At 43.0% G+C, this 25200-nt stretch carries 21 protein-coding genes; 14 read left to right on the forward strand and 7 right to left on the reverse strand.

Features of this window, described 5'->3' with window-relative positions:
- Window positions 1-258 precede the first annotated feature (258 nt).
- Window positions 259-639, reverse strand: a complete 381-nt coding sequence (locus U1P77_RS03175; protein WP_321155952.1) for a hypothetical protein — start codon at window positions 637-639, stop codon at window positions 259-261.
- Between the two features lie 331 nt (window positions 640-970).
- Between U1P77_RS03175 and U1P77_RS03180 the strand changes: the two genes are divergently transcribed.
- From U1P77_RS03180 to purF, 11 genes are all read left to right on the forward strand, one after another.
- A complete protein-coding gene (locus tag U1P77_RS03180; RefSeq protein ID WP_321155953.1) occupies window positions 971-1630 on the forward strand; it encodes an alpha/beta hydrolase in 660 nt (219 codons plus the stop codon).
- A gap of 229 nt (window positions 1631-1859) precedes the next feature.
- Window positions 1860-2960 (forward strand): cell division protein ZapE, encoded by a 1101-nt coding sequence (gene zapE / locus U1P77_RS03185; RefSeq protein ID WP_321155954.1) that lies wholly within the window; start codon window positions 1860-1862, stop codon window positions 2958-2960.
- An 84-nt stretch (window positions 2961-3044) separates the two neighbouring features.
- Entirely contained in the window at window positions 3045-3638 is a 594-nt protein-coding gene (locus U1P77_RS03190; RefSeq protein ID WP_321156598.1) for a nitroreductase family protein, read from the forward strand.
- 173 nt (window positions 3639-3811) lie between these two features.
- Window positions 3812-5188 carry an NAD(P)H-dependent glycerol-3-phosphate dehydrogenase gene (locus U1P77_RS03195; RefSeq protein ID WP_321155955.1) on the forward strand — a complete coding sequence of 459 codons (1377 nt, stop codon included), beginning with the start codon at window positions 3812-3814 and terminating at the stop codon, window positions 5186-5188.
- 57 nt (window positions 5189-5245) lie between these two features.
- Window positions 5246-5704 (forward strand): phosphohistidine phosphatase SixA, encoded by a 459-nt coding sequence (sixA, locus tag U1P77_RS03200; protein WP_321155956.1) that lies wholly within the window; start codon window positions 5246-5248, stop codon window positions 5702-5704.
- A gap of 156 nt (window positions 5705-5860) precedes the next feature.
- Complete coding sequence (gene gspL / locus U1P77_RS03205; protein WP_321155957.1) at window positions 5861-7198, forward strand: type II secretion system protein GspL; 1338 nt, start codon at window positions 5861-5863, stop codon at window positions 7196-7198.
- A 136-nt stretch (window positions 7199-7334) separates the two neighbouring features.
- The gene (gene gspM / locus U1P77_RS03210) at window positions 7335-7895 is read left to right on the forward strand and encodes a type II secretion system protein GspM (protein WP_321155958.1); all 561 of its coding nucleotides are present in this window, start codon (window positions 7335-7337) and stop codon (window positions 7893-7895) included.
- Window positions 7896-8130: 235 nt separating this feature from the next.
- Window positions 8131-8622 (forward strand): DUF4870 family protein, encoded by a 492-nt coding sequence (locus U1P77_RS03215; RefSeq protein ID WP_321155959.1) that lies wholly within the window; start codon window positions 8131-8133, stop codon window positions 8620-8622.
- 189 nt (window positions 8623-8811) lie between these two features.
- Window positions 8812-9846 (forward strand): quinone-dependent dihydroorotate dehydrogenase, encoded by a 1035-nt coding sequence (locus U1P77_RS03220; RefSeq protein ID WP_321155960.1) that lies wholly within the window; start codon window positions 8812-8814, stop codon window positions 9844-9846.
- A gap of 110 nt (window positions 9847-9956) precedes the next feature.
- Entirely contained in the window at window positions 9957-10454 is a 498-nt protein-coding gene (locus U1P77_RS03225; RefSeq protein WP_321155961.1) for a CvpA family protein, read from the forward strand.
- Window positions 10455-10747: 293 nt separating this feature from the next.
- On the forward strand, window positions 10748-12283 hold the full coding sequence (gene purF / locus U1P77_RS03230) for an amidophosphoribosyltransferase (RefSeq protein ID WP_321155962.1): 1536 nt from the start codon (window positions 10748-10750) through the stop codon (window positions 12281-12283).
- A gap of 120 nt (window positions 12284-12403) precedes the next feature.
- Here purF and U1P77_RS03235 read toward each other — a convergent pair whose 3' ends face one another.
- The 6 genes from U1P77_RS03235 to yajC all read right to left on the reverse strand — a co-directional run bounded on the left by U1P77_RS03235 (window position 12404) and on the right by yajC (window position 19154).
- Entirely contained in the window at window positions 12404-12763 is a 360-nt protein-coding gene (locus tag U1P77_RS03235) for an AzlD domain-containing protein (RefSeq protein WP_321155963.1), read from the reverse strand.
- Window positions 12753-13475, reverse strand: coding sequence for an AzlC family ABC transporter permease (locus U1P77_RS03240; RefSeq protein ID WP_414479037.1), 723 nt, complete (start codon window positions 13473-13475; stop codon window positions 12753-12755). The genes U1P77_RS03235 and U1P77_RS03240 overlap by 11 nt, the downstream gene beginning before the upstream one ends.
- Before the next feature lie 108 nt (window positions 13476-13583).
- A complete protein-coding gene (locus tag U1P77_RS03245; RefSeq protein ID WP_321155964.1) occupies window positions 13584-15020 on the reverse strand; it encodes an MATE family efflux transporter in 1437 nt (478 codons plus the stop codon).
- Between the two features lie 198 nt (window positions 15021-15218).
- Entirely contained in the window at window positions 15219-16481 is a 1263-nt protein-coding gene (gene secF / locus U1P77_RS03250; RefSeq protein WP_321155965.1) for a protein translocase subunit SecF, read from the reverse strand.
- Window positions 16482-16490: 9 nt separating this feature from the next.
- A complete protein-coding gene (secD, locus tag U1P77_RS03255) occupies window positions 16491-18368 on the reverse strand; it encodes a protein translocase subunit SecD (protein ID WP_321155966.1) in 1878 nt (625 codons plus the stop codon).
- A 507-nt stretch (window positions 18369-18875) separates the two neighbouring features.
- The gene (gene yajC / locus U1P77_RS03260) at window positions 18876-19154 is read right to left on the reverse strand and encodes a preprotein translocase subunit YajC (RefSeq protein WP_201553887.1); all 279 of its coding nucleotides are present in this window, start codon (window positions 19152-19154) and stop codon (window positions 18876-18878) included.
- A gap of 680 nt (window positions 19155-19834) precedes the next feature.
- Between yajC and U1P77_RS03265 the strand changes: the two genes are divergently transcribed.
- The 3 genes from U1P77_RS03265 to U1P77_RS03275 all read left to right on the forward strand — a co-directional run bounded on the left by U1P77_RS03265 (window position 19835) and on the right by U1P77_RS03275 (window position 25107).
- Window positions 19835-21025, forward strand: coding sequence for a CNNM domain-containing protein (locus U1P77_RS03265; RefSeq protein WP_414479064.1), 1191 nt, complete (start codon window positions 19835-19837; stop codon window positions 21023-21025).
- 336 nt (window positions 21026-21361) lie between these two features.
- On the forward strand, window positions 21362-21859 hold the full coding sequence (locus U1P77_RS03270) for a hypothetical protein (RefSeq protein ID WP_321155968.1): 498 nt from the start codon (window positions 21362-21364) through the stop codon (window positions 21857-21859).
- Window positions 21860-22092: 233 nt separating this feature from the next.
- Window positions 22093-25107 carry a LysM peptidoglycan-binding domain-containing protein gene (locus tag U1P77_RS03275; RefSeq protein ID WP_321155969.1) on the forward strand — a complete coding sequence of 1005 codons (3015 nt, stop codon included), beginning with the start codon at window positions 22093-22095 and terminating at the stop codon, window positions 25105-25107.
- The last annotated feature ends 93 nt before the right edge of the window (window positions 25108-25200 follow it).

A 25200-nucleotide genomic window follows, 5' to 3' on the forward strand; every position in this document is an offset into this window, starting at 1 on the left:
TTGGCTAGAGGCTGTTTTTTTATTTAACAGCTAAATTACTGATTGCTATTGTAGGTACACTTGAAAACAGAGACAGTGCGGCTGGTAGAAATTTTTGCAGCCTCTGTCTGGCGAAGCGCACAGCACGCTAGAAAATTTTTACCAGCTGCACGCATTTATCTACGTATCTCTTTTATTTAGTATTGACTATAGATAACTATTTTGTTCAAAGTTATTCACTCAAAACAGCCTATTATCTTAGCTTATTAGCATCAACACTTATTGGCAGCGGAAGTTAATCATATATTCATAATCATCATCGCGAGATAAGTTAGGCGAGCCGGTACCAAATATTGAACCGACGACTGCGCCCACTTGATCAATCATACGACCTGTATTTTCATCTAAAATGCCATTATATTTAACCTTATCCTCAACGACAATAACTTGTTTACCGCGGCAGGTATTCTTGGCACTGTCGAGCGCGTTTTGTTGGGCTTTCACTTTGGTAGTGGCAATACCTGTGGTCTCATAAATAGAGTTAGCACGCTGAATTACTGGTGATGATGGGGTGCTTTGGCAAGCACTCAAGGCGAGTGCAGCGGCTAACGTTGCCGTTAAAGTGGCTGTTTTGGTAAAAGTTGTGTTTAAAATAGTCATAAAAGGTTCCTGTGAAAAGTCAAAAGTCAAAAGTCAAAAGTAAAACAAATCAAAAGCTGGGCAATAAACACTGTAAATTTAACCTGTTTATACTCTTAAGGTCTAGACTGTTATTGTGTGCGGTGTTGCGGCCATGTTTCGAGCTTTATTGTAACTTTGTTTCAAAATTATTCTAGTTATTGGATGCCTGCTTAAAGAGGGGCAGTTAACTGTAAAAAGCACTACGAATTACTGTGAAATAGGACAAATCTTACCAATACACAGCAAATCACTTGAAATATAAATCATATCTAGGATAATTGAATCAACTTTTTAACTAGTATTTAAACTTATGCCATTAATTCCTGCTCCTGCTGGCGTGTTAGAGATCGATGCGCTGTGGCAACAAGACAACCCAAACGATTCTAATACTGATACGGTGGCGCTACTTTGCCATCCTAATCCGCTGTTTGAGGGGACGATGAATAATAAAGTAGTTACTACCATGTACCGATTTGCGCGCGATCATGGTATGCATGTGGTTCGTTTTAACTTTCGCGGTGTGGGGCAGTCAACCGGTGAACATGATTATGCTGAAGGGGAAGTGTTGGACGCCATGACCGTGCTACAATGGATTGCTGGGCAAACCAATGCGCGTAAGTTATGGCTGGGTGGGTTTTCTTTTGGCGGTTATGTGACCGCACGTGTCGCTGAACAAGTGCTGTTATCGCCACATGTGTGGGGTTTGAGCGATTTTGAGATTGCCAAAGTTGCCCTTATCTCACCATCGATAGAGAAGAATAGTAGCGAGAATTTAAGCTTGCCCATTGAAAAGACTTTTGAGATTTATGGTGACGCTGATGAGGTAATCGATCCGGCTAATATGCAAGCCTTTGCGGAACGTTTGGGCCTTGATATTAGTGTGGTTGATGGCGCTGGGCACTTTTTCCATGGTCGATTATCTGAGCTTAAGCGCTTATTAGAACAGCATAGCTTTGGTAACGTAGATTAGCTCTTCCCCAAAATATAATTATTTTTATCGTATTTAACAGCACTAATTTTATAGCAATACCTATTTATTAAAGCAATGCCTTAAGCCGTGTTAACCTAAAGAATGGCTATGAAGAGCCATTCTGACATATCAGTCGCCACTGTCTCAGTGTAAAAACCATAAGTTAGTGGCAACTGACGGTATCAACATATTACTTTATTATTTATTTTGTCTAATGACGAGTCGCATTATGAGATTATCTCCACTGCAGCGCTATGAGCAAGCCATCAGCACTGATGACTTTACCCGAGATGAACAGCAGTATCAGGCCATGAGCTACCTAGATGATTTATATCAGGAGCTCAACGATACTGCGGAACAGAAAAAAGGGTTTTTTAGCTTCCTAAAATCCAAACCTGCGGCACCAAAAGGTTTGTATATGTGGGGAGGCGTTGGGCGTGGTAAGACATGGATGATGGACATGTTTTATGACTCATTAACCATCGATCGCAAAATGCGCCAACATTTTCATCATTTTATGCAGCGTGTACATCATGAACTAAATGAGATACAAGGCGAGAGCGATCCGCTGGAAAAAGTTGCCGACATTATTTACGAAGAAGCGGTCATTATCTGCTTTGATGAGTTTTTTGTCTCTAATGTGTCCGACGCCATGATTTTGGGTGATTTGTTTACCATGCTGTTCGACCGTGGTATTACCTTGGTGGCTACCTCAAATATTGTGCCATCGGGACTATACAAAGATGGCCTACATCGCGACCGTTTTATGCCCGCTATTGCTGAAGTTGAGCGTCATACTACCGTGATGAATATTGATTCTGGTATTGACTACCGTCTGCGAGTTTTGCAGCAAGCCGAGCTATATAAGTCGCCTATGACCAAAAGCAACCATCACTGGCTGGCCAACCGCTTTGCTAGTCTCTCGAATAACTTAAAGATTAGCAATGAACCCATTACCATTAATGGCCGTGAAGTTAAAATCAACGCTCGCACTGAAACTATATTGTTTTGTGACTTCCGCCATTTATGTATGCAGCCGCGTTCAGCCGCTGACTTTATTGAAATTGCCAGTCAATTTAGCACGGTACTGGTCAATGCAGTTCCCGCACTAAATGATGATCTTCGCGATCCGACTCGCCGTTTTATCTATATGGTTGATGAATTTTATGATCGCCGCGTAAAGTTATTGATTCGGGCAGAGCAGTCTATTCTTGATTTATATCAAGGCGAAAAGCTAACGTTTGAAATAGAGCGTACCCGTTCGCGGCTACTCGAGATGCAGTCAGAAGACTACCTAAAAATGAAACATCACCTTGATGACGCGGCTTAAAATTACAAATAAGGATAACTCATGAGCACGCTTGACGATAATAAAATACAGCAAAATAACGAGCAGGCTCGTATTGAAGATGAGATGTCAGATAACGCACAAGTCACTGACGAGCAGCTGATCAATTGGATTAAATCAAGACGCAGTATTGGCAATCTAGATATTCCTGCGCCCACTCATACCCAGATTAAAGCCGCCATTGAGTGTGCGGCTACTGCGCCTGATCACAAAAAGCTGCAACCGTGGCGCTTTATTGTCACTGAAGGTAATGCCCGTCATCAACTAGGGCGCGCATTCCTTGCTGCTGCTGAAGCGAAAGCGGCTAAAGAAAGTGAGGTGCTGTCTGAGAAAACTCAGCAAAAAACTTACAATATGCCGCTACGTGCCCCCGTTATTATTACTGTCGTTACTAAGATGCAAGACCATAAAAAAGTACCACCCTTCGAGCAAATGCTGAGCGCCGGTGCGGCAGTACAAAATCTTATTCTGGCTTTAAAGGCGCAAGGATTCAGTACCGTATGGCGTACGGGTCTGCTGTGTAACGAGCCTGCGGTGAAAGAATATTTTGGAGTTGCAGAAGATGATTATGTCCTGGCTTTTGTTTATACTGGCACCAGTCCCTGTGATAAACCCGTACGTAAACCTATGGATATTGAGCCGTTGCTACGCTTTGAGTAATAAATAAACGTGGGCAATATCAAAACTTTCGCATTAATTTGGCATTATCAAAACATTCACACTATCAAATAGGCTGCTTTTAATTAAGCAAATTAGCCTCACCATATGTGCACTACAAGTGCTATAAATAATAGCGATAAACCATATAAGTCGGCTAACACGGATAAATAATTATGACCAGCTCAACTGATAATAATTCTAAAGATACAGATGCAAGTACTGACAATAGCGAAGCAGAGAAAAATACCGTTGAAAAACAAAATAGCCTACTGGCAGGTATCATTGAACGTGCTGCGTCAGGTCTTGGCCGTAAAAAACTGAATCCTAGTACCGTTGAGACTGCTGTAGCCAAAAACATGGCGCAAATCCACAATAACCCTGCTAAATTGCGCTTAGCCTTCTTAGGCGGCGGTAGTTTTGGGACGGCTATGGCAAACTTAGCCGCACGTAATGGCTGTGATACCACGCTATGGGTACGTAATAAGCGTACCGTCAAATCTATGGCCAAGCTACGGGTAAATAAAAAATATCTACCCGGCTATAAACTTGATGATCGCCTCAAATACAGCCATGATTTAGAAGAGACAGTCAAAGATAAAGACATCATCTTCATCGCTGTACCCAGTTTGGCTTTTCGTGAGACTTTAAAAAGTATCGCTCCTTTTATCACAGGGCAGTCGATCGTTTCACTGACCAAAGGTATGGAAAAAGATACTTTTGCCTTCATGAGTGACATCATCAAAAATGAGCTGCCTGAGGTCAATTTTGGAGTCATGTCAGGACCCAATTTAGCCATAGAAATTATGAAAAATATGCCGTCCGCAACCGTGATTGCCAGTAATTCTGAGCCATTACGTCATGCGGTACAAGCAGCGCTGCACAGTGCATTTTTTCGAGTATTTGCCAGTGATGATGTTCGCGGTGTTGAGCTTGGTGGCACGCTTAAAAATATCTATGCGATTGCGATGGGTATGGCAGCCGCTTATGAAGTGGGTGAAAATACCAAAGCGATGTTATTAACGCGTGCCTTAGCCGAGATGAGCCGTTTTGGGGTCGAAACGGGCGCTAATCCGCTGACATTCTTAGGCTTATCTGGCGTTGGCGATCTATATGCTACTTGTAGTTCAGAGTTAAGCCGTAATTACCGCATTGGCAATATGCTTGGTCGCGGTATGAGTATCGATGCTGCAATTAAGAAACTGGGTCAGACGGCTGAAGGGGTAAACACCATTCAGCAGGTGCACGAAAAAGCCAGCAAAGAGGGTATTTATATGCCCATTACCCATGCTCTATATGCGGTAATTTATGAAGATAAAGCCGCACTTGGCGTCGCTTTGCACTTGATGGAAGTGGGATTTCGTAGCGACGTCGAGTTTGTGATGCCTCATGACCATAGCAATGCCGCGCTCACGGCACAAATGCAAGCGGCAAGCAATAACTCGGTTGATGACGACTCGCACACTGATGCTCCCGACAATGAACTGGTTAAAAATAAAGCTGATAAAGATAAAGCTGATAAAGATAATAATGTTAATAAAAATAAAGACTAAACGTTATAAAGATAATAGGAATAAAGGTTTTAATCGAGACCTAAATCAAGGAATGATATGAAAATTATATTGATGCGTCACGGTCAAGCAGAAGATGAAACGCGCCCAGATAGCGCGCGGCAATTGACTGGTTTTGGACAACAGCAAGCTGCGCAAACGGCAGATTATATTACTAAAAGCTACGCGCCAGATTATTTTGTAGTTAGTCCTTATGATAGAGCGCAGCAGACTCTAGCTCAATTGCAATCGTGCGCGCCTGACGTTGTCACCACTGTGCAAGATAATATTACGCCTCCTGATGACGCACGTACCGCTCTAGCCGAACTGGCGAATATTGAAGCAGAGTGTTTGGTGGTAGTGTGTCACATGTCTATCGTAGCTAATATTGCTAGCCTTCTGACTGGTGATAACCCTGAGGGCTTTTCTTTAGGTGAGGCCAGAGTGTTTGAAATGGAATTTGTAATGTCAGGAATGGCCAATGAAATTGACCGCTTTATTCCCGTTCAGCCGCATTAAGATTTATAGCCGCACTGCCATATTGTTATTTAATTGAGCCTCAATGCTGTTTAATATCGACGACAAATTTAATAGTAACTTTTATAACAACCGTTTAGATTTTACTTTTATCCCTGATCCAATAAATCAGCAGTTTAACAAGTAAGGACGCGCTTAGTGTTACACGTTTGGTTAAGAGCGCAGCATAGTTCGCTAGCTGTTTGGCATGCCGATACGAAACAGTGGCAGTCAGTCGATGGTTGGCAGCAGTTGCATGATGTTTATAGTATTCGTGGACATAAATCACTGTGTTTGTATTTTCCCTCAAGTCATGTATTACAAGTAGATACGGCGCTCAATACTGCCCAGCTTAAACAATTAGGCAGTAGCGGTAAGCAATATTTATTTGAAGAAACGTCATTAACGCTTGTCGAACAGCTGTTAGTCCGGCAAATGAGTCATGCCAATGCCCATTGTCTATACGCACTAGCTCAAAGCGATATTGAGACTTGGCAACAGAGTGCTACTCTCGCTGGCTTAAGCATTGTTGCGTTACTGCCTGATTTTTTATTGTTACCCACTCCAGAAGAGGGCGCCGGGCAGCAAGTTGTCTTATATCAAGACGAGCAGACGATGCTACTACGGCAATCGCTACTTCAAGGGATGGCAGTCAGCTACTTACCTTTAATTTTTGAAAGATTGCCGCATTTGAGCGAAGTTTGTGTGTTGCCATCTATTGAATCGTCTGGCAGCTCCTCAATCAGCTCTCCAACCAATGCTTCTGTTAATGCGTTTGCTGACGTTGTAGATAATGATAGTAGTATAGCTTTACAAAAGACCACATCAGCATCAGAACCCATGTCAGGAACAGCAGTAACCACTATTGCCGAGCAAACAGCAGCGCTTATAGCTGAGCACAAATTGCTATTAACCACGCTGCCCACTATTCCTACGCCTGTTGACAGTCCTGAGCGCCATGCGCTTAATTTCTTTACCAAATCATCGGACTCGCAGCTGTCTCCTTATCTACGCGTGGCGATGATGGTAGCGTTATCGGCATTAGTGCTACAAATTGCGACCGATGGTGTGCAAAGTTATCGCTATAACGAAGCGGCGGCTGCCACTAAGATAGCGGTTGCTGACCAGTATCAGTCTTGGTTCCCTAATGAACCACTCAGCACGCGTACCAAACTACAAGTGCAACTGCAACCAAAACTACGTAGCGACAGTCAAGCACCAGCCTCGCATATGGCGGTATTGGCACGAATATCACCACTGATTAAACAATCCTCAATGCAAGCGCAAGCCTTAGTTATGCAGCCGTCTGCGCTTAGCTTTACCTTGATTGCGCCGGATCGTGGTAGTCTTGATCAGTTTACCAGTACCCTGGTTGCACAAGGTTTGACTGCCAATTTAGAGCGGGTCAATAGTAATGAGCAAGGGCAGTTTAGTGGTCAAATCACAGTAAATATCATGGAAGACAGCGCTACACAGAATAAAATGGCTGACTCTTAATTATTTAACTTGAGATATGCTTAATCTTAGCCTGGTTTAACTTTAGCTTTATTTATCCATTAAACGTTTGTCTATTAACAACCCAGCTATTAGCAATTCATCCATCAGCAACCCATTTAGTAATAAAGGTCAGGTAATGAAACTATTACAGCGTCGCGCCAAAAGTCGTGCTAAAGACAGTAGTTCTGCGAACGTCATATCAGAGCGTATGAACAGCTATCAGAATATGCTGTGGACACGCTGGCAAGCATTGTCATCACGTGATCAAGTTGCCTTAGGTATATTGTTAGTATTTTTACTGCTATTCGTTGGTGGCTATGGTGGCTATAGCGTTCATCAAGCGGCTAAAGACAGTAAGTCTGACTATCAAGAGCAGATCGCTGATTATTTTTGGCTACGTGCGCAAGCGGGCAATATTAATAGCAATGCTTTAAGCGCTGCTAATACGCAAGGCGGTGATGCAGAAATGCCACCTGCCAGTAGTGTCAGCTCGTTATTGAATGCCTCTAGTATCAATAACGCACAAGTGGTTGCTGCTGGGGGCGCGGTGCAACTGAGCTTTACTCATCCTAGTCAAGCGGTAGTGAGCGCGGCACTGGGCAAGCTTGAACAGCAAGGCTGGCAATTTACTCAGCTATCGATACAGCAAGATCTAGCCACTAAAGCTATTCAAGTACAAGCGGCGGTTGTCTCCTAAGTAATGCCTCTTAAATAGGGTCTTTTAAATACAGTCTCTTAGCGGCATTGTAGTCTCATAAGTTTTTAATTTTAATGATAGGGTAGGGTTTAGGTGATAGCGCCTTATTTTTTGGTAACGGTTTCTAGAATTTATACTTCAATATCTGTATCTTGAAAATAGTCTTATCCGCCACAATTAAATACCTAGTGGCTACGTTATTATTAGAAGTTATTGTCAGTTATGGATATTTATTATGAATCATTCTTCTGATCCTAAATCTCCTGACCTTCAATCTAACGAGCAGCCCAATCACCAGCTTTCACAGCAAGGACAAAACGCTATGATGAGTGATAACAAGCGCCGCTCTTTAATCACCTATAACCATGTGACTTACTTATTGTATGTGGTCAGCTATTTTACCGCAGGACTGCTGTGGATTGTACCGATTGTGATGAACTATGCGAAGCGGCACGATGCCGATGGCACATGGCTCGCGACCCATTTTGATTGGCAGATTAAGACTTTTTGGTACAGTACTGTCTTGTTTGCCATCGGAGCACTATTGATCGTGTTTGCACTGGGTGGTTTGGGGGTTGGTATCATGGCGGACAGTGGTAATATAACCATTGGCTCATTTTTATTGACGGGTCTTGGTCTGTTGATTATGGCCTTTACGTTTGTTTGGCATCTTTACCGTATTATACGCGGCTGGGTTGCGCTGACAGATGGTCGTCCCGTACCATAACTAATACCAAGTTAAACCTTTTTTATAACAATCAAGTCTTTGTTTATAAGCGATTGCACGCCCTTTTATATAAAATGATGTCGCATGAAAATTTGGTCTTATTCCTGTTAAGCTGATATAATCGCAGCGCCTGATTCTATTCATTTTGTCCCATTCACCATTTCTTCTCAAGCAGGGTTTATCGCCATTATGTCTTATGCCTTACTTCGCCCGTTTTTATTTAATATGGACCCTGAGAACGCTCACGACATGACCTTGTCTTTACTGCATAAAGCCCATAAAGCGCGTGCTTTAGGTTTGGTCTATGGTCAACCTATGCAGCCAACGGATTGTATGGGGTTGCAGTTTTCTAATCCGGTCGGGCTAGCAGCAGGTTTGGATAAAAATGGCGACTATATTGACGCCTTAGCAGAGTTAGGTTTTGGCTTTATTGAAGTGGGCACGGTGACCCCAAAGCCGCAGATTGGCAATGATAAGCCGCGGCTATTTAGACTTAAGCAAGCAGATGCGATTATTAACCGGATGGGCTTCAATAATCAAGGCGTTGATTGTCTTATTGAAAACGTCAAGCGCTGTAAATATAAAGGTAATATTGGAATCAATATTGGTAAAAATGCCAGTACGCCGGTCGAAAATGCAGCTGATGATTATGTCTATTGCTTAGAGCGTGTTTATCCTCACGCCTCATATATTACGGTCAATATCTCATCGCCAAATACTGCGAATTTACGCGACCTACAAAGTGGTGAAGCGTTAACTCATTTATTAGATACTATTAAGAACCGTCATGATCAGTTGGCAACAGAGTATGGCTTTTATGTGCCACTAGTACTAAAGGTCGCGCCTGATTTAGATCCGCTACAAGTCGATTATATCTCCCAGCAGTTATTAGATTTTGAGATTGATGGTTTGATTGCGACCAATACTACTTTGAGCCGGGTCGGTGTCGAAGATTTGCACGACAGCAATCAAACAGGCGGCTTATCAGGTCGTCCCGTCAGCCACATTAGCACTCAAATTTTACAACAGTTTGCTGACCAGCTAGATAATAAAGTAGCTTTAATTGGCGTTGGCGGCATCGATAGTGGTGAAAAAGCCGTTAAGAAGATTAAAGCAGGCGCAGATATGGTGCAACTCTATACTGGTCTTATTTATAGAGGCCCCGGACTGGTACAGTCTTGTATTCAAGCTATCGGCGGCTATTACGACGCCATGGAAAGCTAGACAAACGACAGTAATATCAAAATGAAAGTAGTACTAAAAAGCAGTACTAAACAAACAGCAAGTAAAAAAAGTTAATGGGCTAAAGTTAAGAGATTAATGAGGCGGTAAGCATGAGTAGTCTGGATATTATGATTGCCATTGTTGTCTTAATTGGCTTATGGCGAGGTTTTCAGGTTGGGCTGATTAAGACGGCCTTGGGCTTAATTGGGTGGTTTATTGCCCTTATTGCGGCCACCCAGTTGGCAAGCGCTGTTGCCCCGCAGCTAGCAGGTATCGTGCAAAACCCTGTCCTACAAATGGCATCGGCCTTTTTATTGGTAGTGATAGTCGTGTTAGCCATCATGCACATGGTGGCCTTTGTATTCTCAGGAGTGCTTAAAACCTTGCGACTTGGGGTAGTTGATAAGATGGCGGGCGGCGTACTGGGCGCCGCCAAGAACGTACTGATGATATTGGTCATACTTAGTGTCAGCGCCCCTTTATTAGTACAGATGCCACAATGGCAGACTTCAGTACTTGCTCCTGAATTGCTACCTTATGCGCCGATGGCAAAAAATTTAGTAACAGATGCGTTCGGCGTTGCTTGGGACCAAGTTAATCAGTCGTAAGCTTTGATAGACCGAGCTTTGATAAACTCAGCTTTGATAAATCTAGCCTTGATCAACTGGCCTTGATAAAAAATTATTTAACAGCATTTAGCGTTCATAAAGTACAATTTATTAGTCATCAATAATTTATCTTCTTTTGCGTATCAGGAAGACTTTTTTTTAGTAACAACCTAATTTATAACAACCCAATTTCAGCAAATAAAATCATCAGTGCCGATCGTCTGACAGATATTATTGTCAGTAATTGTGCCATCATTGCGTTACTAATGTATGATCTAAAATAGGACATAACTATGTGTGGAGTCGTTGGGGTTGCAGCTCATGAGCCAGTCAACCAAATTCTTTATGATGCCTTAACCATGTTGCAGCATCGCGGACAAGATGCGGCAGGTATTGTTACTTTGCAGGACGGGCGCTTATATTTACGTAAAGAAAACGGCATGGTACGCGACGTTTTTATGAACCATCATATGGTTAGGTTGGTCGGAAAGTTTGGCATCGGTCACGTCCGTTATCCTACTGCTGGTACCTCAAGCAGTGCTGAGGCTCAGCCATTTTACGTCAACTCACCTTATGGTATTACTTTGGCGCATAATGGCAACTTGACCAATGCCGAGAGCTTGGCCAAGTCCTTATATCAAGATGACCGCCGCCATTTAAACACTGACTCAGATTCTGAGGTGTTGTTAAATGTGTTAGCGCACGAAATGCAAAATTTAGGTAAAACTCATCCGACTGCTGATGATATTTTTGAAGCAACAAAAGCGGTTTATAGTCGCTGTGAAGGGGCTTATGGTGTGGTCGCGCTGATAACCGGTCATGGCTTACTCGCGTTCCGTGATCCAAACGGTATTCGTCCGCTAATTTTCGGTGAGCGTTTGGCGGCAAATGGTGGTACTGAATATATGGTTGCCTCAGAATCAGTAGCGCTTACCGGCTCAGGTTTTAGCATTATTCGTGATGTTAAACCAGGGGAAGCCATTTTTATTGACTTAAATCATCAATTACATACTCATCAGTGTGTGGAGCAGCAAGAATATACGCCTTGTATCTTTGAATATGTTTATTTTGCGCGTCCCGATTCGATTATGGATAATATCTCAGTTTATAAATCACGTTTGCGTATGGGTGAAAAACTGGCTGATAAGATTCTTGCGGAATGGGGTGAAAATCACGATATCGATGTGGTCATACCCATTCCTGATACCTCGCGTACTTCCGCGATGGAATTGGCCCTAAAGATGAATATCAAGTACCGTGAAGGGTTTATGAAAAACCGCTATATCGGTCGTACCTTTATTATGCCAGGTCAGCAGCAACGTAAAAAATCTGTTCGTCAAAAACTTAGCCCTGTACCATTAGAATTTAAGGGCAAAAATGTCTTGTTAGTTGATGATTCTATCGTCCGTGGTACTACTTGTCATGAAATTATTCAAATGGCACGCGATGCAGGCGCTAAAAAGGTGTTTTTTGCCAGTGCGGCGCCGCCCGTGAAATACCCCAATGTGTATGGTATTGATATGCCAGTACGTAGTGAACTGATTGCCTCAGGTCATACAGTGGAAGAGGTACGTGACATTATCGGTGCAGACCGCTTAATTTTTCAAGATTTAGAAGACCTTATTGATGCGGTAAAAGATACTAAGTATAGTAAGGTTGAAGGTTTTGACTGTGCGGTATTCAATGGCTGTTATGTTACGGGTCAAATCAATGAAGCCTATCTTGATCATCTACAAGATCAGCGCAATGAAACCGCTAAAACAGGTAAGAAGGGGATGCAGATAGTTGCTGATACTCCCGTTGATATTATGGGTGTAGAAGAATTTTAAGCTAGCAAATCGTTAAAAAATAATAGCGAATTGTAAAATACAAAAAGGCTGAATTCTATAAGGAATTCAGCCTTTTTCGTTGAAACTAAGTTAATTTATACTAACTCATCTAATAATAAACTAACCTAAAAAATAGCTAAATAGCCACAACAACCCATTTATAGCAGCGATACCAACCACCATACTCACTAGCAGCTGGCGACTAACATGATAGACCAGCAACACCAGTAGTAGGGCACCAATCTGCGCCAACAATAAATGCAGCTCCGCGCTACTTAAGCCAATATTCGCTGATAAATCTTGGTAAGAAAGACTGGTTAAAATTAATAATACCAAAACGGATAACGGTAAGCTCTCGTTAAGACGATGTAGCCAAGGTTTATCAAGTAGTTTTTGCGGTATTAGTGCTGGAATAGCACGAGTGATAAACGTGACTCCTGCCATTGCCAAGGTTGCGAAAATCAGATAGCTACTGGTCATTAGAATCTCCTGTTACTGTCCGCTGTATCCAAAATGCACGCGTTAAGATCAGCAACATACAAATCGCAATCGCTACTAATAACAACCAATCACTGGTAAATAGCAAGGCACTAACTAAACCAATAACGGCAATTCCAATCGGAAAATAACGTTTAATACTCTGAAACTGCTCATAAGCTAAAATCACAAACAGACAAATAAGCGCAAAGTCCAAGTTTGGTACTAGATCATTGAGAGCGCTGCCTATCATTACTCCAACGGCGCTCGCCAATACCCACCAGCTTTGATTAAATAAGCTTACCGGCAGTATCAGCGCTTGCCGTGTATTCGCAGGCAAACTGGTCATGACCGAAAAAGTCTCATCAGTGAGGGCAAATAAGCAATAAGTTTTGGCAAGCTTATGGGTCGGTAAGTATTGCAATAACGGCACACCATAAAACACATGGCGTAAATTAATAGCAGCGATATTGGTCGCGATACTACCAACCGGTAATCCGGCGCTAAGCATAGGCAAGCAGGCGTATTGAGCGGCACCCGCATACAGTACGATACTGAGCATAATGGTCGCCCATACTGGTACGCCTGCAACTTGCGCCAATACGCCAAAGGCAATACCCGCGGGCAGGTAGCCCATTGCTACCGGAATACTTTTTTTAAAGCCTTCAGCCCACTGGTAGGTCGGCTCTCGTTGCTGCTTAGATTGAGTGATCACAGGATGTCCTAAATTTTTCTAGCTTGATTATTAATTTTCTAGTCGTTATTTTGGTTCAATAATGCACGATGGTTTTTAAATAGTTGTACTGCTTATAACCTGTGCTGCTTATAACTGGGGCTGTAATTTTTCATAGCTACCAGTGATATGAGCGCGGTATAAAAATCCACTAAGAATAATGAACCGTAGGAGTAATAAGCACCAAACACTCAGCCAAATACCGGTCATACCCCATTGTTGATAGAGTAGCCAGCTTAGCGGAAAAAAGATAACCGCCAATATTAATGCCGCATTACGAATCACATTGCCAGCGGTTAATCCAAAGAATATCCCATCGAGCCAATATGCCCCGACACCGATTAAGGGTAGCAATACCGCATACACATGATAATTATAAGCAAGGGTAAAGACTGGCTCAATATTGGTCATTAGTTGCAAATATGTGGGCATCGCAAGCCACCATATCGCACTTAATATCAAGGCAAGACCGTAGCTGACCACACCGGTGCGCTTGACAATAATACGAAAGCGCGGCCAATCACGCCGTCCTGCGGCCTGACCACTCAACGTCTCTGCTGAGACCGCCACGCCATCAAGCGCAAAGGCTGAAATGCTTAACACTTGTAATAAGATAGCATTGGCGGCCAGTATCAAATCGCCACTCTGAGCCGATAATCGTGTTATCCATGCAAAGCTTAAGGTTAAAATTAACGTGCGAATAAAAATGTCTTTATTTAGCGAAAATAGCCTAAGCATTTTTTCTTTAGCAAAATACTGTGGGTCAGCGGTAAATAGCGCTCTCCAAGTTAGTTGCAAGTGACGGCGGCTCAACCACAAGGCTAAAACAACTCCCATCCAGAAGGCGATAGTCGTCCCTAATGCCACGCCTACCAGTCCCATCTGCATACCATAGACAAAGAACAGGGTCAGAATGATATTGAGTATCGCGATAAAACCTTGTTGATAAAGCATATAACGGGTCTTACCTTGGCCTGCAAACCAGCCAATAAAAGCAAAGTTCATCAGTTCAGCTATCACACCCCAAAATCGTACGTCTAGATAAGTTTTTGCAGCAATTCCACTTTTAGGATTGGCTGATAACGCTTGTAAACCAAAATCAATCAGCCACGGTTTAGCGAGTAGTAGTATTGCCCCGATGATAAACGCTAATAATAATGCCCGCTGTAAAATAGACAGTAGTGGTGATTGCATTTGCGGCTTATTACTTGAGATTTCATTTTTCGAGGTGTTAGTTGCCGAGGGGTCATCATTATGAGCCAGTTGCCCTAGTGCCTGAGCGGACAGCCCAGATGAGGCATATTGCAAAAAATTAAAGCTAACCAGTAATAAGGACAACAGCTGTATCGCCAAACCCATACCCGCAAGCTTAGCCGTATCGTTCATATTGCCAACAATCGCTGTATCAATGACGCTTTGTAGCGGCATGGCTAGATTGGCCAATAAGACCGGCAAGGCAATGGCAATGATGCGCGAGTAGCGGGTGTCGATAGGTGGCATGGCACGAGACGGCGTAACGGTTGGCATTCTAGGGTCGCTTATGCTGAAACACAGAAAATATTGCCCGTCACCTTAAACTGTGGCGATAGGGTGGGAGTGCTTTAAAAAAGGTACGATTTGATAGCCACATAAAGACAAAAGCACCTATTTATTAGGTGCTTTTGTCATGATAATACTTATAAGGTTAATAGACTAAAAAATTTGACTATTAGCCCTAATTAACTATCAATCTTGTTCAAACATCTTTGGATCGTTAAAAGTGACAATTTCCTCTTCAAATTCTGGTTTTACTTTTACCACAAAATCATCACGTGATAATCCCATACTTAGCGGGATAGAGCTTGAAATATAGATTGAAGAATAAGTACCTGCAATCAAGCCAATGGATAGTGCTACAGCGAACCAGTATAAGCCGTCACCGCCTAGGAATAACATCGCTAACACCACTAACATCACCGTTGAGATAGTCATAATAGTACGGCGTAACGTTTCTGTTAATGATAAATCAATCGTTTGACGGGGGCTAATACCACGGACCCGACGAAAGTTCTCGCGAATACGGTCATAGACCACAATAGTATCATTCAATGAATAACCGATAAGCGCCAGTACGGCCGCCAGCACCGTTAAGTCGAACGGCAAACCGAACAAGGCAAAGAAACCGACAGTCACGATAGCATCATGAAATAGCGCCACTACCGCACCTATAGCGAGCTTAAACTGGAAGCGTAGGGCAACATAGCCCAGCATACAGGTTAGCGCTAAGGCCACTGCCATTAATGAGTTTAAGTACACCTCGTTACCGACTTGGCTACCAATAATATTAACGTTACTAATTTCAGCATTATTATTGGGTAAATCAAGCGCTTGATTCAAAGTAGCATTCAGGCCATTGATATTATCTGACTGCGGTGGCAGGCGTACTAACAGCTCTTGGCGTGTACCAAGATACTGCACTACGGAATCATCAAAGCCATTATCAGCCAGCGCTTTAACCACTTCCACTTGTTCAGCCGGCTGCTCATAGCGCACATCTGCTGAGACCCCGCCGGTAAAGTCAAGACCTAGGTTAAGGCCATTAATCGCAATAGCTAGAATACTACCGATAATTAAAACGATAGATAAAATCGCCATCGGCTTTTCTAAACTCATAAAGGGAATGAGGCGTTGATTGCCGATCGCTTTGATGCCACCTTCTGCTTTTGCTGCCGCGTCATCAGCTGCGTCATCTGCCGAGATATTAGGATCGATATCAGTAGTAGAATTAGGACCTTGTGTTGCTAATGCCTGACTGTTTTGACCGGCGCGACGACCTTTACCTTTGCTCGATTTTGGAGTAGTAGAATTATTGGTTTGGTTATTGCTACCTTTACCATCACGGCGCGGCTTATTACGGCGGCGACGTTTATCGTCATCTGAACCACCGCCTGAGCTGTTCGAGGTCGGCGTGTTTGGTTTTTTCGTGGGATTATTCTGTTCAATCGCCATATGTTTCTCCTAGCCGATGCTCAAACGTTTGATAGATTTGCGCTTACCGTAAGCAATTTGTACCAGTGCCCGCGTGACTAAAATTGCGGTAAATAATGAGCTAATAATACCAATTGCTAAAGTGATCGCAAAACCTTTAATTGGACCCGTACCAATAGCAAACAGGATAAATGCGACCAATAAGGTGGTGATGTTGGCATCGAAAATACTACTAAAGGCACGATCAAAGCCTGCCACAATAGCAGATTTGGGCCGCACCCCATTTGCCAGCTCCTCACGTATGCGCTCAAAAATCAGCACGTTGGCATCGACCGCCATACCAATGGTTAATACGATACCCGCAATACCGGGTAGGGTCAGTGATGAGCCTAAAATAGACATGATAGCGATAATGATAATGACGTTAACTGCCAGTGCCACATTAGCAATCACACCAAATAAACGGTAAAAAATAATCATAAAGGCAAAAACTAACAGATAGCCAACTTGGGTAGAAAACAGACCTTTGTCAATGTTCTCTTGTCCTAATGACGGGCCGATAGTACGTTCTTCGACAAAGTACATGGGTGCCGCTAATGCGCCTGAGCGCAATAACAGAGCAAGCTCTGCCGCTTCAGCACTGCTGTCTAAACCAGTAATACGGAAAGACGAGCCAAGTACCGCTTGAATATTGGCGCGGTTGATCACTTTAGTTTCAGCATAAGGCGTCCGCACTTCGACCGTCTCGCCAGTAACTGAATTTTCTTCATAGGTGATTTTTTGCTTGTTTTCGATAAACAATACGGCCATTTGCTCGCCAACTGCGGTACGCGTGGCATTTTGCATCAGCTTGCCGCCAGCACTATCTAAGGTGATACTGACTTCGGGCATACCACCTTCATCAAGGCCAGTCTGAGCATTAGTCACTTTATCACCAGTGACAATAGCTTGACGATCTAACAGTACTGGTGGACCATCAAGCGTTCTAAACGGAAAGGCTTCAGTGCCAGCAGGCGGAATCCCGCCCATGAAGTCTTCGCTACCTTCTGCCACCATCCGGAATTCAAGGTTCGCGGTACGACCCAACACACGCTTGGCCTTAGCAGTATCTTGCACCCCAGGTAGCTCAACCACAATACGGCTAGCCCCTTGTGACTGTACTAACGCTTCAGTAACACCAAGCTCGCTGATTCGGTTACGCAAGGCAGTCAAGTTCTGATTGACTGCATAGCTGTTAATCTCATCTAACGTCGCATCGTTATACGTCATGATTAGCGCCGGACCTTGATCATCAATAGAGGATTGGAGACTAAAGTTATTACTCATTGATCCTTGTAGGATGTTTTGGGCACGATTACGAATATCCGTATCGGCAAAATGTAGCACGATACCTTGTGCCTCTGTTTTGATACCCTTAACCGCAATACGCTCAGCACGTAGTTCACGGCGCACATCGCGGCTAGCACTTTCTAGGCGCTGCTCGAGCGCCTTATCCATATCGACTTCTAAAACGAAGCGTACCCCACCACGTAAATCTAGTCCTAGCTTCATCGGTTTAGCACCGATATCACGTAACCATTGAGGGGTGGTTTGCGCTAAGTTTAGCGCTACCACATAGTCATCACCCAAGTTCTGTCTTAATGCTTCTTGTGCTTTGAGCTGCGCGACTGGATTGTCGAGGCGTACCAGTGCACTATTACCCTCAAATGTACCATCATGATAGCTCACGCCAGCCTCTTCTAGCAGGCTCTGTGACTGGGTCAAGATACCCTCAGACAGCTGTGTACCTGCTGCCGCACTGGTAATCTGCACAGCAGGTTCATCAGGGTAAAGGTTCGGGGCAGCATACAGACCGGAAACGATTAGCACGATGAGGATGACGAAATATTTCCAAGCGGGATATTGCATAATCACTTCTTTAAGTTGATAAAGTACTGGCGACGCAGGCCACAAGTCAGCAGATGGGATGTTAGCGATCGCAATGGGTGACTGCCATATTTAGTAACTGGCATCTTTATCATTTGCAATTGTCCACCATCGCGATCATCCGCTATGATAATAGAGCATAAAACGGTAGCGTATAAAACACTTTAAGGTGCAAAGCGATATAGCTTCTAAAAATAGCTATTTAGTTTTTTCTAAAAACTTATATTACCTTTATAACTGCAAGTTAAGTTATTTATAGAACTATAAGGTATAACGACAAGCCTATTACATGAAGCCTGTTTGACTATATTCTTGCTTTAATTGACTGACTAACAGCGTAAAATGACCGTAAACAATGAACGGTCATTTTTATAAATACGATGATAATAGATAAATACCACGACTCTAATAGCAACCAAAGAGTAACCAACTGTGTTTATAATTAATCACAGTTATTAGTGACTACTAGTAAATCACGATCGCTGATATTTATACGCTCTCAATAGTACCTTTAGGCAATACTGAAATCACAGAGGCACGTTGCACCTTAACATCGGTATTATTGTTTAAGCTAACAACGGCATAGATATCTTCAAGACTTTTAATACGACCCATCAGACCACCAGCAAAGATTATTTCACTGCCAACGGTTAAAGAGCTGACCATCGCGCGGTGTTCTTTAGTACGTTTAGACTGCGGACGGATCACCAAAAAGTAAAAAATAGCAAAAAATGCTACTGGTAATAAGATTTGACCGAATACTTCCATATCTCTCTCAATATATAATAGACAATAATAAAATTAGACGCATAGTAACAAAAAATACCAGACTTAGTAACTGTTAATCATGGGATGAGCGTATTTTTCTTAACGCATCGGCATACTATCAGTCGTTATCTATCACGACAATCCTTTTGGCTTACTAAAGAGGAGAATCTACAAAACTATTAGGCAGATAGGTATTGAATTTAGGTGTATTAGATGCCATAGACATCGGCTGTAATAATAGGTGGTGTTAATATTAGCGATCATACTTAAGTGGTGTATTTACTTTACATTAGTTTATCTATAATAAATGATTATTTTTGAAAACAGATAGCATTAATAAAAACAGATATCATCACAAATTATTGTTAAAGAGCAGTATCAATGCTAATATCAAATGGCTATTTTTATCTCTACTAAATTTTATAAAAATTGGTTAGTAATATCAATTGATGGCGTTTCTAGTACCATTTTTTAGTGAGATAGATGATAAACAGCACTTAGTTAATATTTTATATATGGTCGCAGATTTCATCGTGTTTCATCCTTTTTCATTTTTCTTTTTGTTTAGGTTACCTAACTTGTCCACCACTTTTTTGTTTACACCCCGTTTGTGTCGTCCACGCGCTTATCGTAAAGAAGCGTCTGCTAAACCTCCCCCGACGACTTGTCACCACACTTGCCTGAAGGCGGCACCAACATTGATAGTGTTATTACTGACGATACTTCCTTATTCAGCATCAGCCGCTGAGGTGTTGGTAGAGCAGCCAACCACTACCAATGTAATGCTACTGATAGGTTTTGTCAGTATGGCTATCGGCTTGTCCTTTATTTGTTCGATGGCAGAATCTGTACTGCTCAGTATGACACCTTCATATATTGCCGATGTTCAAGACAGCAATCCTAAAAAAGCGAAAATGCTCAAGCGCTTGAAACAAGATAAAGTTGATCAATCACTGGCAGCGATTTTAACCTTAAATACGATGGCCAATACTTTAGGCTCTATCGGCGCTGGGGCACAAGCGACTATTGTATTCGGTAGCGCTTGGTTTGGACTGTTTTCAGCCTTGATGACACTTGCTATCCTAACTTTTTCTGAAATCATCCCCAAAACATTGGGTACGGTATATTGGCGTCAGCTTAGTGGGCCAGTAGCTTACTTCGTGCGCGGCATTATTGTTGTCTTATATCCCATTATTTGGCTTTCAGAGCGTTTGACCAGACTATTGGTACGTGGAAAAGAGACCGACGTCTTCAGTCGCCGTGAGTTCGCCGCTCTTGCCAGTATTGGTGAAGAGGCCGGGCACATCGATCCACTAGAGTCACGGATTATTCGTAACTTGTTAGCATTCGGTGCGATTAAAGTTGAGGATATTATGACGCCGCGTTCAGTAATGCTGGCGTTTGAGCAGACTAAAACGGTTGCTGAGGTACTGGTCGATCGCCCAAAGTTAACCTTTTCACGCTTGCCAATTTATGATGGTGAGCTTGATAATATCACCGGCTTTGTATTAAAAACGGATATGCTATTAGCGAAAGTTAATCATGCCATGCACAAGCCACTGACTCAGTTTCAGCGAGACATTACTTATGTATTCTCAAAAATGAAGCTGTTTGATTTATTAGAGTTGATGCTAAAAAATCGTATTCATATCGCTATTACCGTCGGTGAGTATGGTGAAGTAAAAGGACTGGTTACTTTAGAAGATGTGTTCGAAACCTTATTAGGTCTTGAAATTGTTGATGAGATAGACCGAGTAGAAGACATGCAGGCGCTGGCACGGCAAATGATGGATAGACGAGTAGAGCGCTTAGGGATGAAGCTTAGTGATGATGAACGGTATGATGATATTAATACTGAGACTAAGCTTTAAAGAAAAATACTTATTATAATGCTAACTTAAACGCAATAGAATAAAAGTAGCCTTATAAATACCGCAATGGGAATGTTAGCGGTAATACCATGAGGCGCTAACGGTTACCAGTTATGGGCAAACTTATTGTGTTCATGTCAGGATTAGGATACACGCAAGAATTACACATGGTGTTACATGGCTGTGAGGATTAAATGCTAGGCTAAAGCATATTATTGGTTAACCACAACGACGAAAATAATATCGATAAGGGCTTTTTTATTAAAGGCTTTTTAACCAAGAGTCATGCTAACTAAAAACTATGTTAATTAAAGGCTACGCTAACTAAGGACTATGATGAAACGACTATGGGGGCAAGGGCTATTTGCTCTACTGATCAAAGCTGCTAGCGCAACTGCTTTATTCGCTGTAGCAAGTACAGTAAGCATCAGTGCACAAGCGGCTACTATGACCGAAGGCTTGGTACAAAACTATGCTTCGGCTATGAAATCAGCAGCCAACAGCCAAAATACCAACCAAGTGGCACGCCTCGTTTCTGATGATGCGTTGATCTCATTGTCAAGAAAAGGCAAGTCTACCAGCTTAGACAAAGATGCGTATTTAAGGTTGTTGCAAAACAGCTGGAACCAAACGTCGAACTATCACTACGATATCACTATCGATAACATCGTCATTACCGGAGTGCAGGCTAAAGCCAATGTAACAACAAACGAAAGCTGGGTAAAAGAGGGGAGAAATGTCTCATTTGTGACGACTTCACGAGTGACGCTGACCTCACCAACTGGTAATGCGGTACTTTTACGTGCAGTATCGCAAGTGACTATTGAATATTGAATAATAAAAGACAATGAGGATACGCCCTAGTAACATTACTCTAACCGACTAATACTTCTAGTACTTCGGTTTATATAGCTAGTACTTATGGTGTTAGTCTTAACCTTTAAGACAATCGCTTAAGTTTTGTCTGTTATCTTTTATATTACACTGGTCTTTGCTTTACATTGCATACTATACTGTCAATTAATTTTATTTCCATCTATTCTTGTTGTTAGGAAGCTCCTATTATCATGTCTACTGTGTCATCAACTTCTCGCTCATTTATCGCTTTACCACTGACGCTTGCGGTGTCGGCTTTACTCCTCAGTGCTTGTAGCAATACCTCAGCAGTGAAAAGTACCGGTGCAACCAATAGCGCGCCTGTGGTCACTAAACGCTCTGCTACTGCGGTAAAACCAACCACTAGCGCTGACTATTCAACCGCTTATTTAGACGCTGATAGCTTGGATGAGTTGGCAGATTTATTAGAAGCCAGTGATATGACCATGGTTGAAGACAATAGACTTGCCATTCAACAATACGGAGACTTGTGGAGTCGTCTGCGGGCTGGCTATCAAATGAATGGTAGTAAAGCGGTTTATAATCAGCGTATTGAAGGACAAAAAAGCTGGTTTACCAGCCGTCAGGATTATCTAAACCGCTTGACTGCGCGCGCCAGCCGCTACTTGTACCATACCGTACGTGAAGCTGAGCGTCGTAATATTCCTACTGAGTTAGCATTGTTACCCGTCATCGAGAGCTCGTATGACCCTAGTGGCACAAGTAGTGCTGCTGCGGCAGGTTTATGGCAATTTATTCCGAGCACCGGCCGTATTTACGGTCTGAATCAAAGTAGTAGCTATGATGGTCGCCGTGATGTTATCGAGTCGACCCGCGCGGCTTATGACTTTTTGACGGCATTACACAATCAATTTGGCAGCTGGGAGCTGGCCTTAGCTGCTTACAATGCGGGCCCTGGTCGTGTTCAAAAAGCTATCGATGCCAATGCGGCTCAAGGATTGCCAACTGATTATTGGTCACTCAGGCTACCGACTGAAACCATGAACTATGTTCCGCGCTTTTTAGCCGTTGCTGAAATTGTTGCTCAACCTGAGCAATATGGGGTTTATCTACCAGCGATTGCCAACCGTCAGCATTTTCGTAGTGTGCCAGCCAATTATGGTGTGAGCTTAGCTGAAGTGTCGCAATTGACAGGGGTTAGTTATGACGAGCTAGAAAAGCTTAATACGGCCCTAACCTCATCACGTATTGACTCATCAGGTCCACAGCGGGTCATCATCCCTAATGACGTTAACTTAACGGTTGATGCTAAGTTAAGCGCATTGAGAGGTAATGGCAGCAGCAATGTCATTGCTTCAAGCAACGCTAATAGTAATACGACTGCCCCTAGCTATTCAAGTCCAACGTCTCCTAGCTATAATAGCAAGCCTTACACTAGCTCATCGTTGCCTTCTACGGGTGGTGGTTTAGCTGATTATGCAGCCAGTGCTAGTGTACCTCAGCAGACGACCAGCTATATTACCCCAACCAGCACGCCCACTAGCAGCTCTGTTTATAGCAGCAACGTGTCAGTCCGTACTGAACCACCGCTTACCAGTAAAGAAACCAATAAAATCAATGCTGAGCTAAAAAGCAGTAATAGCTTACCAACTACTTCGGCAACGATTACCCAAAATAATACTATTGTCCAAGAACCACCATTAAGTAAAGAAGAGCGCGATTTTATTGTTAATCAAATTCAGACACAAACGCCGGAAACGAATGTGGTTAGCACCATTGACGGTAACATTAAATTATCGGCAGTACAGACACAGCAGTCTATATTAGAAGCTAGCGGCAAAGAGAAAAAGCTTAGCTTCCCTAAAACCTCAACCAGCAAACCAAAACCGCAAGGTCAACGTACCACCTACGCTGTAAAACGTGGCGATACCTTGTCTAATATTGCCAGCCGAGCTGGTGTTAGCTGGCGTGATATCGCAGAGTGGAACCAAATAGATGCCAGCTCAAAATTGCTCTCTGGTAGCACTTTATATCTGTATGATGCCAAAACAATTGAGCCACTGAGCAGTGCCAGTACTAACAGCGCAAATCAACCAGAAAGCTACGTGGTACAAGGGGGCGATACTCTTATTGGTACTGCCAACCGTTTTGGTTTGTCAGTGACCCAGTTAGCAACCTATAATAATTTGAGCAGCCGTGCTGACTTATTAAGAGGCCAAAAGCTGTGGTTGATACCAGGTAAAGTGACTGCACCTATAAGTACGCCAGCGGCACCATCTTCGAAATCTAGCAGCAAGTCCACAGGCGCGACTAAAAACTACAGAGTACAATCTGGCGATGGTCTGATTGCTTTGTCACGGCAATTCAATGTCTCAATCGATACTTTAGCCAGTCTCAATAGTATTGGTACCACAGACTCGCTGTATGTGGGTCAAACGCTGAAAGTGCCTGCCAGCGTAGACGTTACTGCTGCTAGTAGTAATAGCGCTAGTAGTAACACCAGTAATACAAGCAGCTCAACGCCTACCAGTAACTATAAGGTAAAGTCAGGTGACACTTTAATCGGTATTGCCAATAGTATCGGGGTTAGTGCACAGCAAGTAGCAGCTGTTAATAGCAGCTTTGATGCTAAGGCTCGTTTACAACGTGGACAGACGATTAAAGTGCCAGCATCTAAAGCAGAAGTAAACCGTCAATTAAATGATCAACCAACCAACTACAAAGTGCAGTCGGGTGATACTTTGACTGGGGTGGCCAAACGCTATAATATTGGTTTGAGCGACTTAGCATCAGCGAATGGTTTGAGCAGTACCTCAAACTTGATACTTGGTCGTACTATCACTATTCCTGCCAGCGGTAATAGCGTGAGTATTCCAACTAGCAAGAGCAGCAGTAGTGGTAGCAGTAACACAGCGACCACTAGCAGTAGTGGCAAAAAGCTGGGTAATACAGAAAACTATAAAGTTCAGTCAGGTGATGGTTTGATTGCTTTAGCACGCGGCCTTGGGGTTTCAGTAGAAGACTTAGCGGCGACCAATAATATGGCGGCTAATGCACAGCTACAGCGTGGGCAAACCATTAAAGTCCCGAAAGTCACGGTCAGTTATACCGTTGGCTCAGGCGATAGCTTGATTGGATTGGCACGGAAATATGGGGTCTCAACGCAAGAGCTGGCTGATATGAATAAGATCGCGCCAGATACGATGTTACAGCGTGGTCAGCGTCTGACCGTACCAAATCGTTAATATCTGCTAGACAAATCATGGTTTTAACTGACTGTGGTTTTAACTGGATTTTAACTCATAGAAAAAGCTGCCTTAGTGATAAGGCAGCTTTTT

The organism is Psychrobacter sp. LV10R520-6 (genome assembly GCF_900182925.1).
GTDB lineage: Bacteria > Pseudomonadota > Gammaproteobacteria > Pseudomonadales > Moraxellaceae > Psychrobacter.

Excerpts from the sequence above, each read along its gene's own strand:
- U1P77_RS03175 (WP_321155952.1), bottom strand. The coding sequence starts at position 639 with ATGACTATTTTAAACACAACTTTTACCAAAACAGCCACTTTAACGGCA.
- yajC (WP_201553887.1), bottom strand. The coding sequence starts at position 19,154 with ATGGAAGTATTCGGTCAAATCTTATTACCAGTAGCATTTTTTGCTATT.
- U1P77_RS03215 (WP_321155959.1), top strand. The coding sequence starts at position 8,131 with ATGAATCATTCTTCTGATCCTAAATCTCCTGACCTTCAATCTAACGAG.
- U1P77_RS03245 (WP_321155964.1), bottom strand. The coding sequence starts at position 15,020 with ATGCCAACCGTTACGCCGTCTCGTGCCATGCCACCTATCGACACCCGC.
- U1P77_RS03275 (WP_321155969.1), top strand. The coding sequence starts at position 22,093 with ATGTCTACTGTGTCATCAACTTCTCGCTCATTTATCGCTTTACCACTG.
- gspM (WP_321155958.1), top strand. The coding sequence starts at position 7,335 with ATGAAACTATTACAGCGTCGCGCCAAAAGTCGTGCTAAAGACAGTAGT.
- U1P77_RS03270 (WP_321155968.1), top strand. The coding sequence starts at position 21,362 with ATGAAACGACTATGGGGGCAAGGGCTATTTGCTCTACTGATCAAAGCT.
- sixA (WP_321155956.1), top strand. The coding sequence starts at position 5,246 with ATGAAAATTATATTGATGCGTCACGGTCAAGCAGAAGATGAAACGCGC.
- secF (WP_321155965.1), bottom strand. The coding sequence starts at position 16,481 with ATGGCGATTGAACAGAATAATCCCACGAAAAAACCAAACACGCCGACC.
- U1P77_RS03195 (WP_321155955.1), top strand. The coding sequence starts at position 3,812 with ATGACCAGCTCAACTGATAATAATTCTAAAGATACAGATGCAAGTACT.
- U1P77_RS03180 (WP_321155953.1), top strand. The coding sequence starts at position 971 with ATGCCATTAATTCCTGCTCCTGCTGGCGTGTTAGAGATCGATGCGCTG.
- U1P77_RS03235 (WP_321155963.1), bottom strand. The coding sequence starts at position 12,763 with ATGACCAGTAGCTATCTGATTTTCGCAACCTTGGCAATGGCAGGAGTC.
- U1P77_RS03220 (WP_321155960.1), top strand. The coding sequence starts at position 8,812 with ATGTCTTATGCCTTACTTCGCCCGTTTTTATTTAATATGGACCCTGAG.
- zapE (WP_321155954.1), top strand. The coding sequence starts at position 1,860 with ATGAGATTATCTCCACTGCAGCGCTATGAGCAAGCCATCAGCACTGAT.
- secD (WP_321155966.1), bottom strand. The coding sequence starts at position 18,368 with ATGCAATATCCCGCTTGGAAATATTTCGTCATCCTCATCGTGCTAATC.
- U1P77_RS03225 (WP_321155961.1), top strand. The coding sequence starts at position 9,957 with ATGAGTAGTCTGGATATTATGATTGCCATTGTTGTCTTAATTGGCTTA.
- U1P77_RS03190 (WP_321156598.1), top strand. The coding sequence starts at position 3,045 with ATGTCAGATAACGCACAAGTCACTGACGAGCAGCTGATCAATTGGATT.
- purF (WP_321155962.1), top strand. The coding sequence starts at position 10,748 with ATGTGTGGAGTCGTTGGGGTTGCAGCTCATGAGCCAGTCAACCAAATT.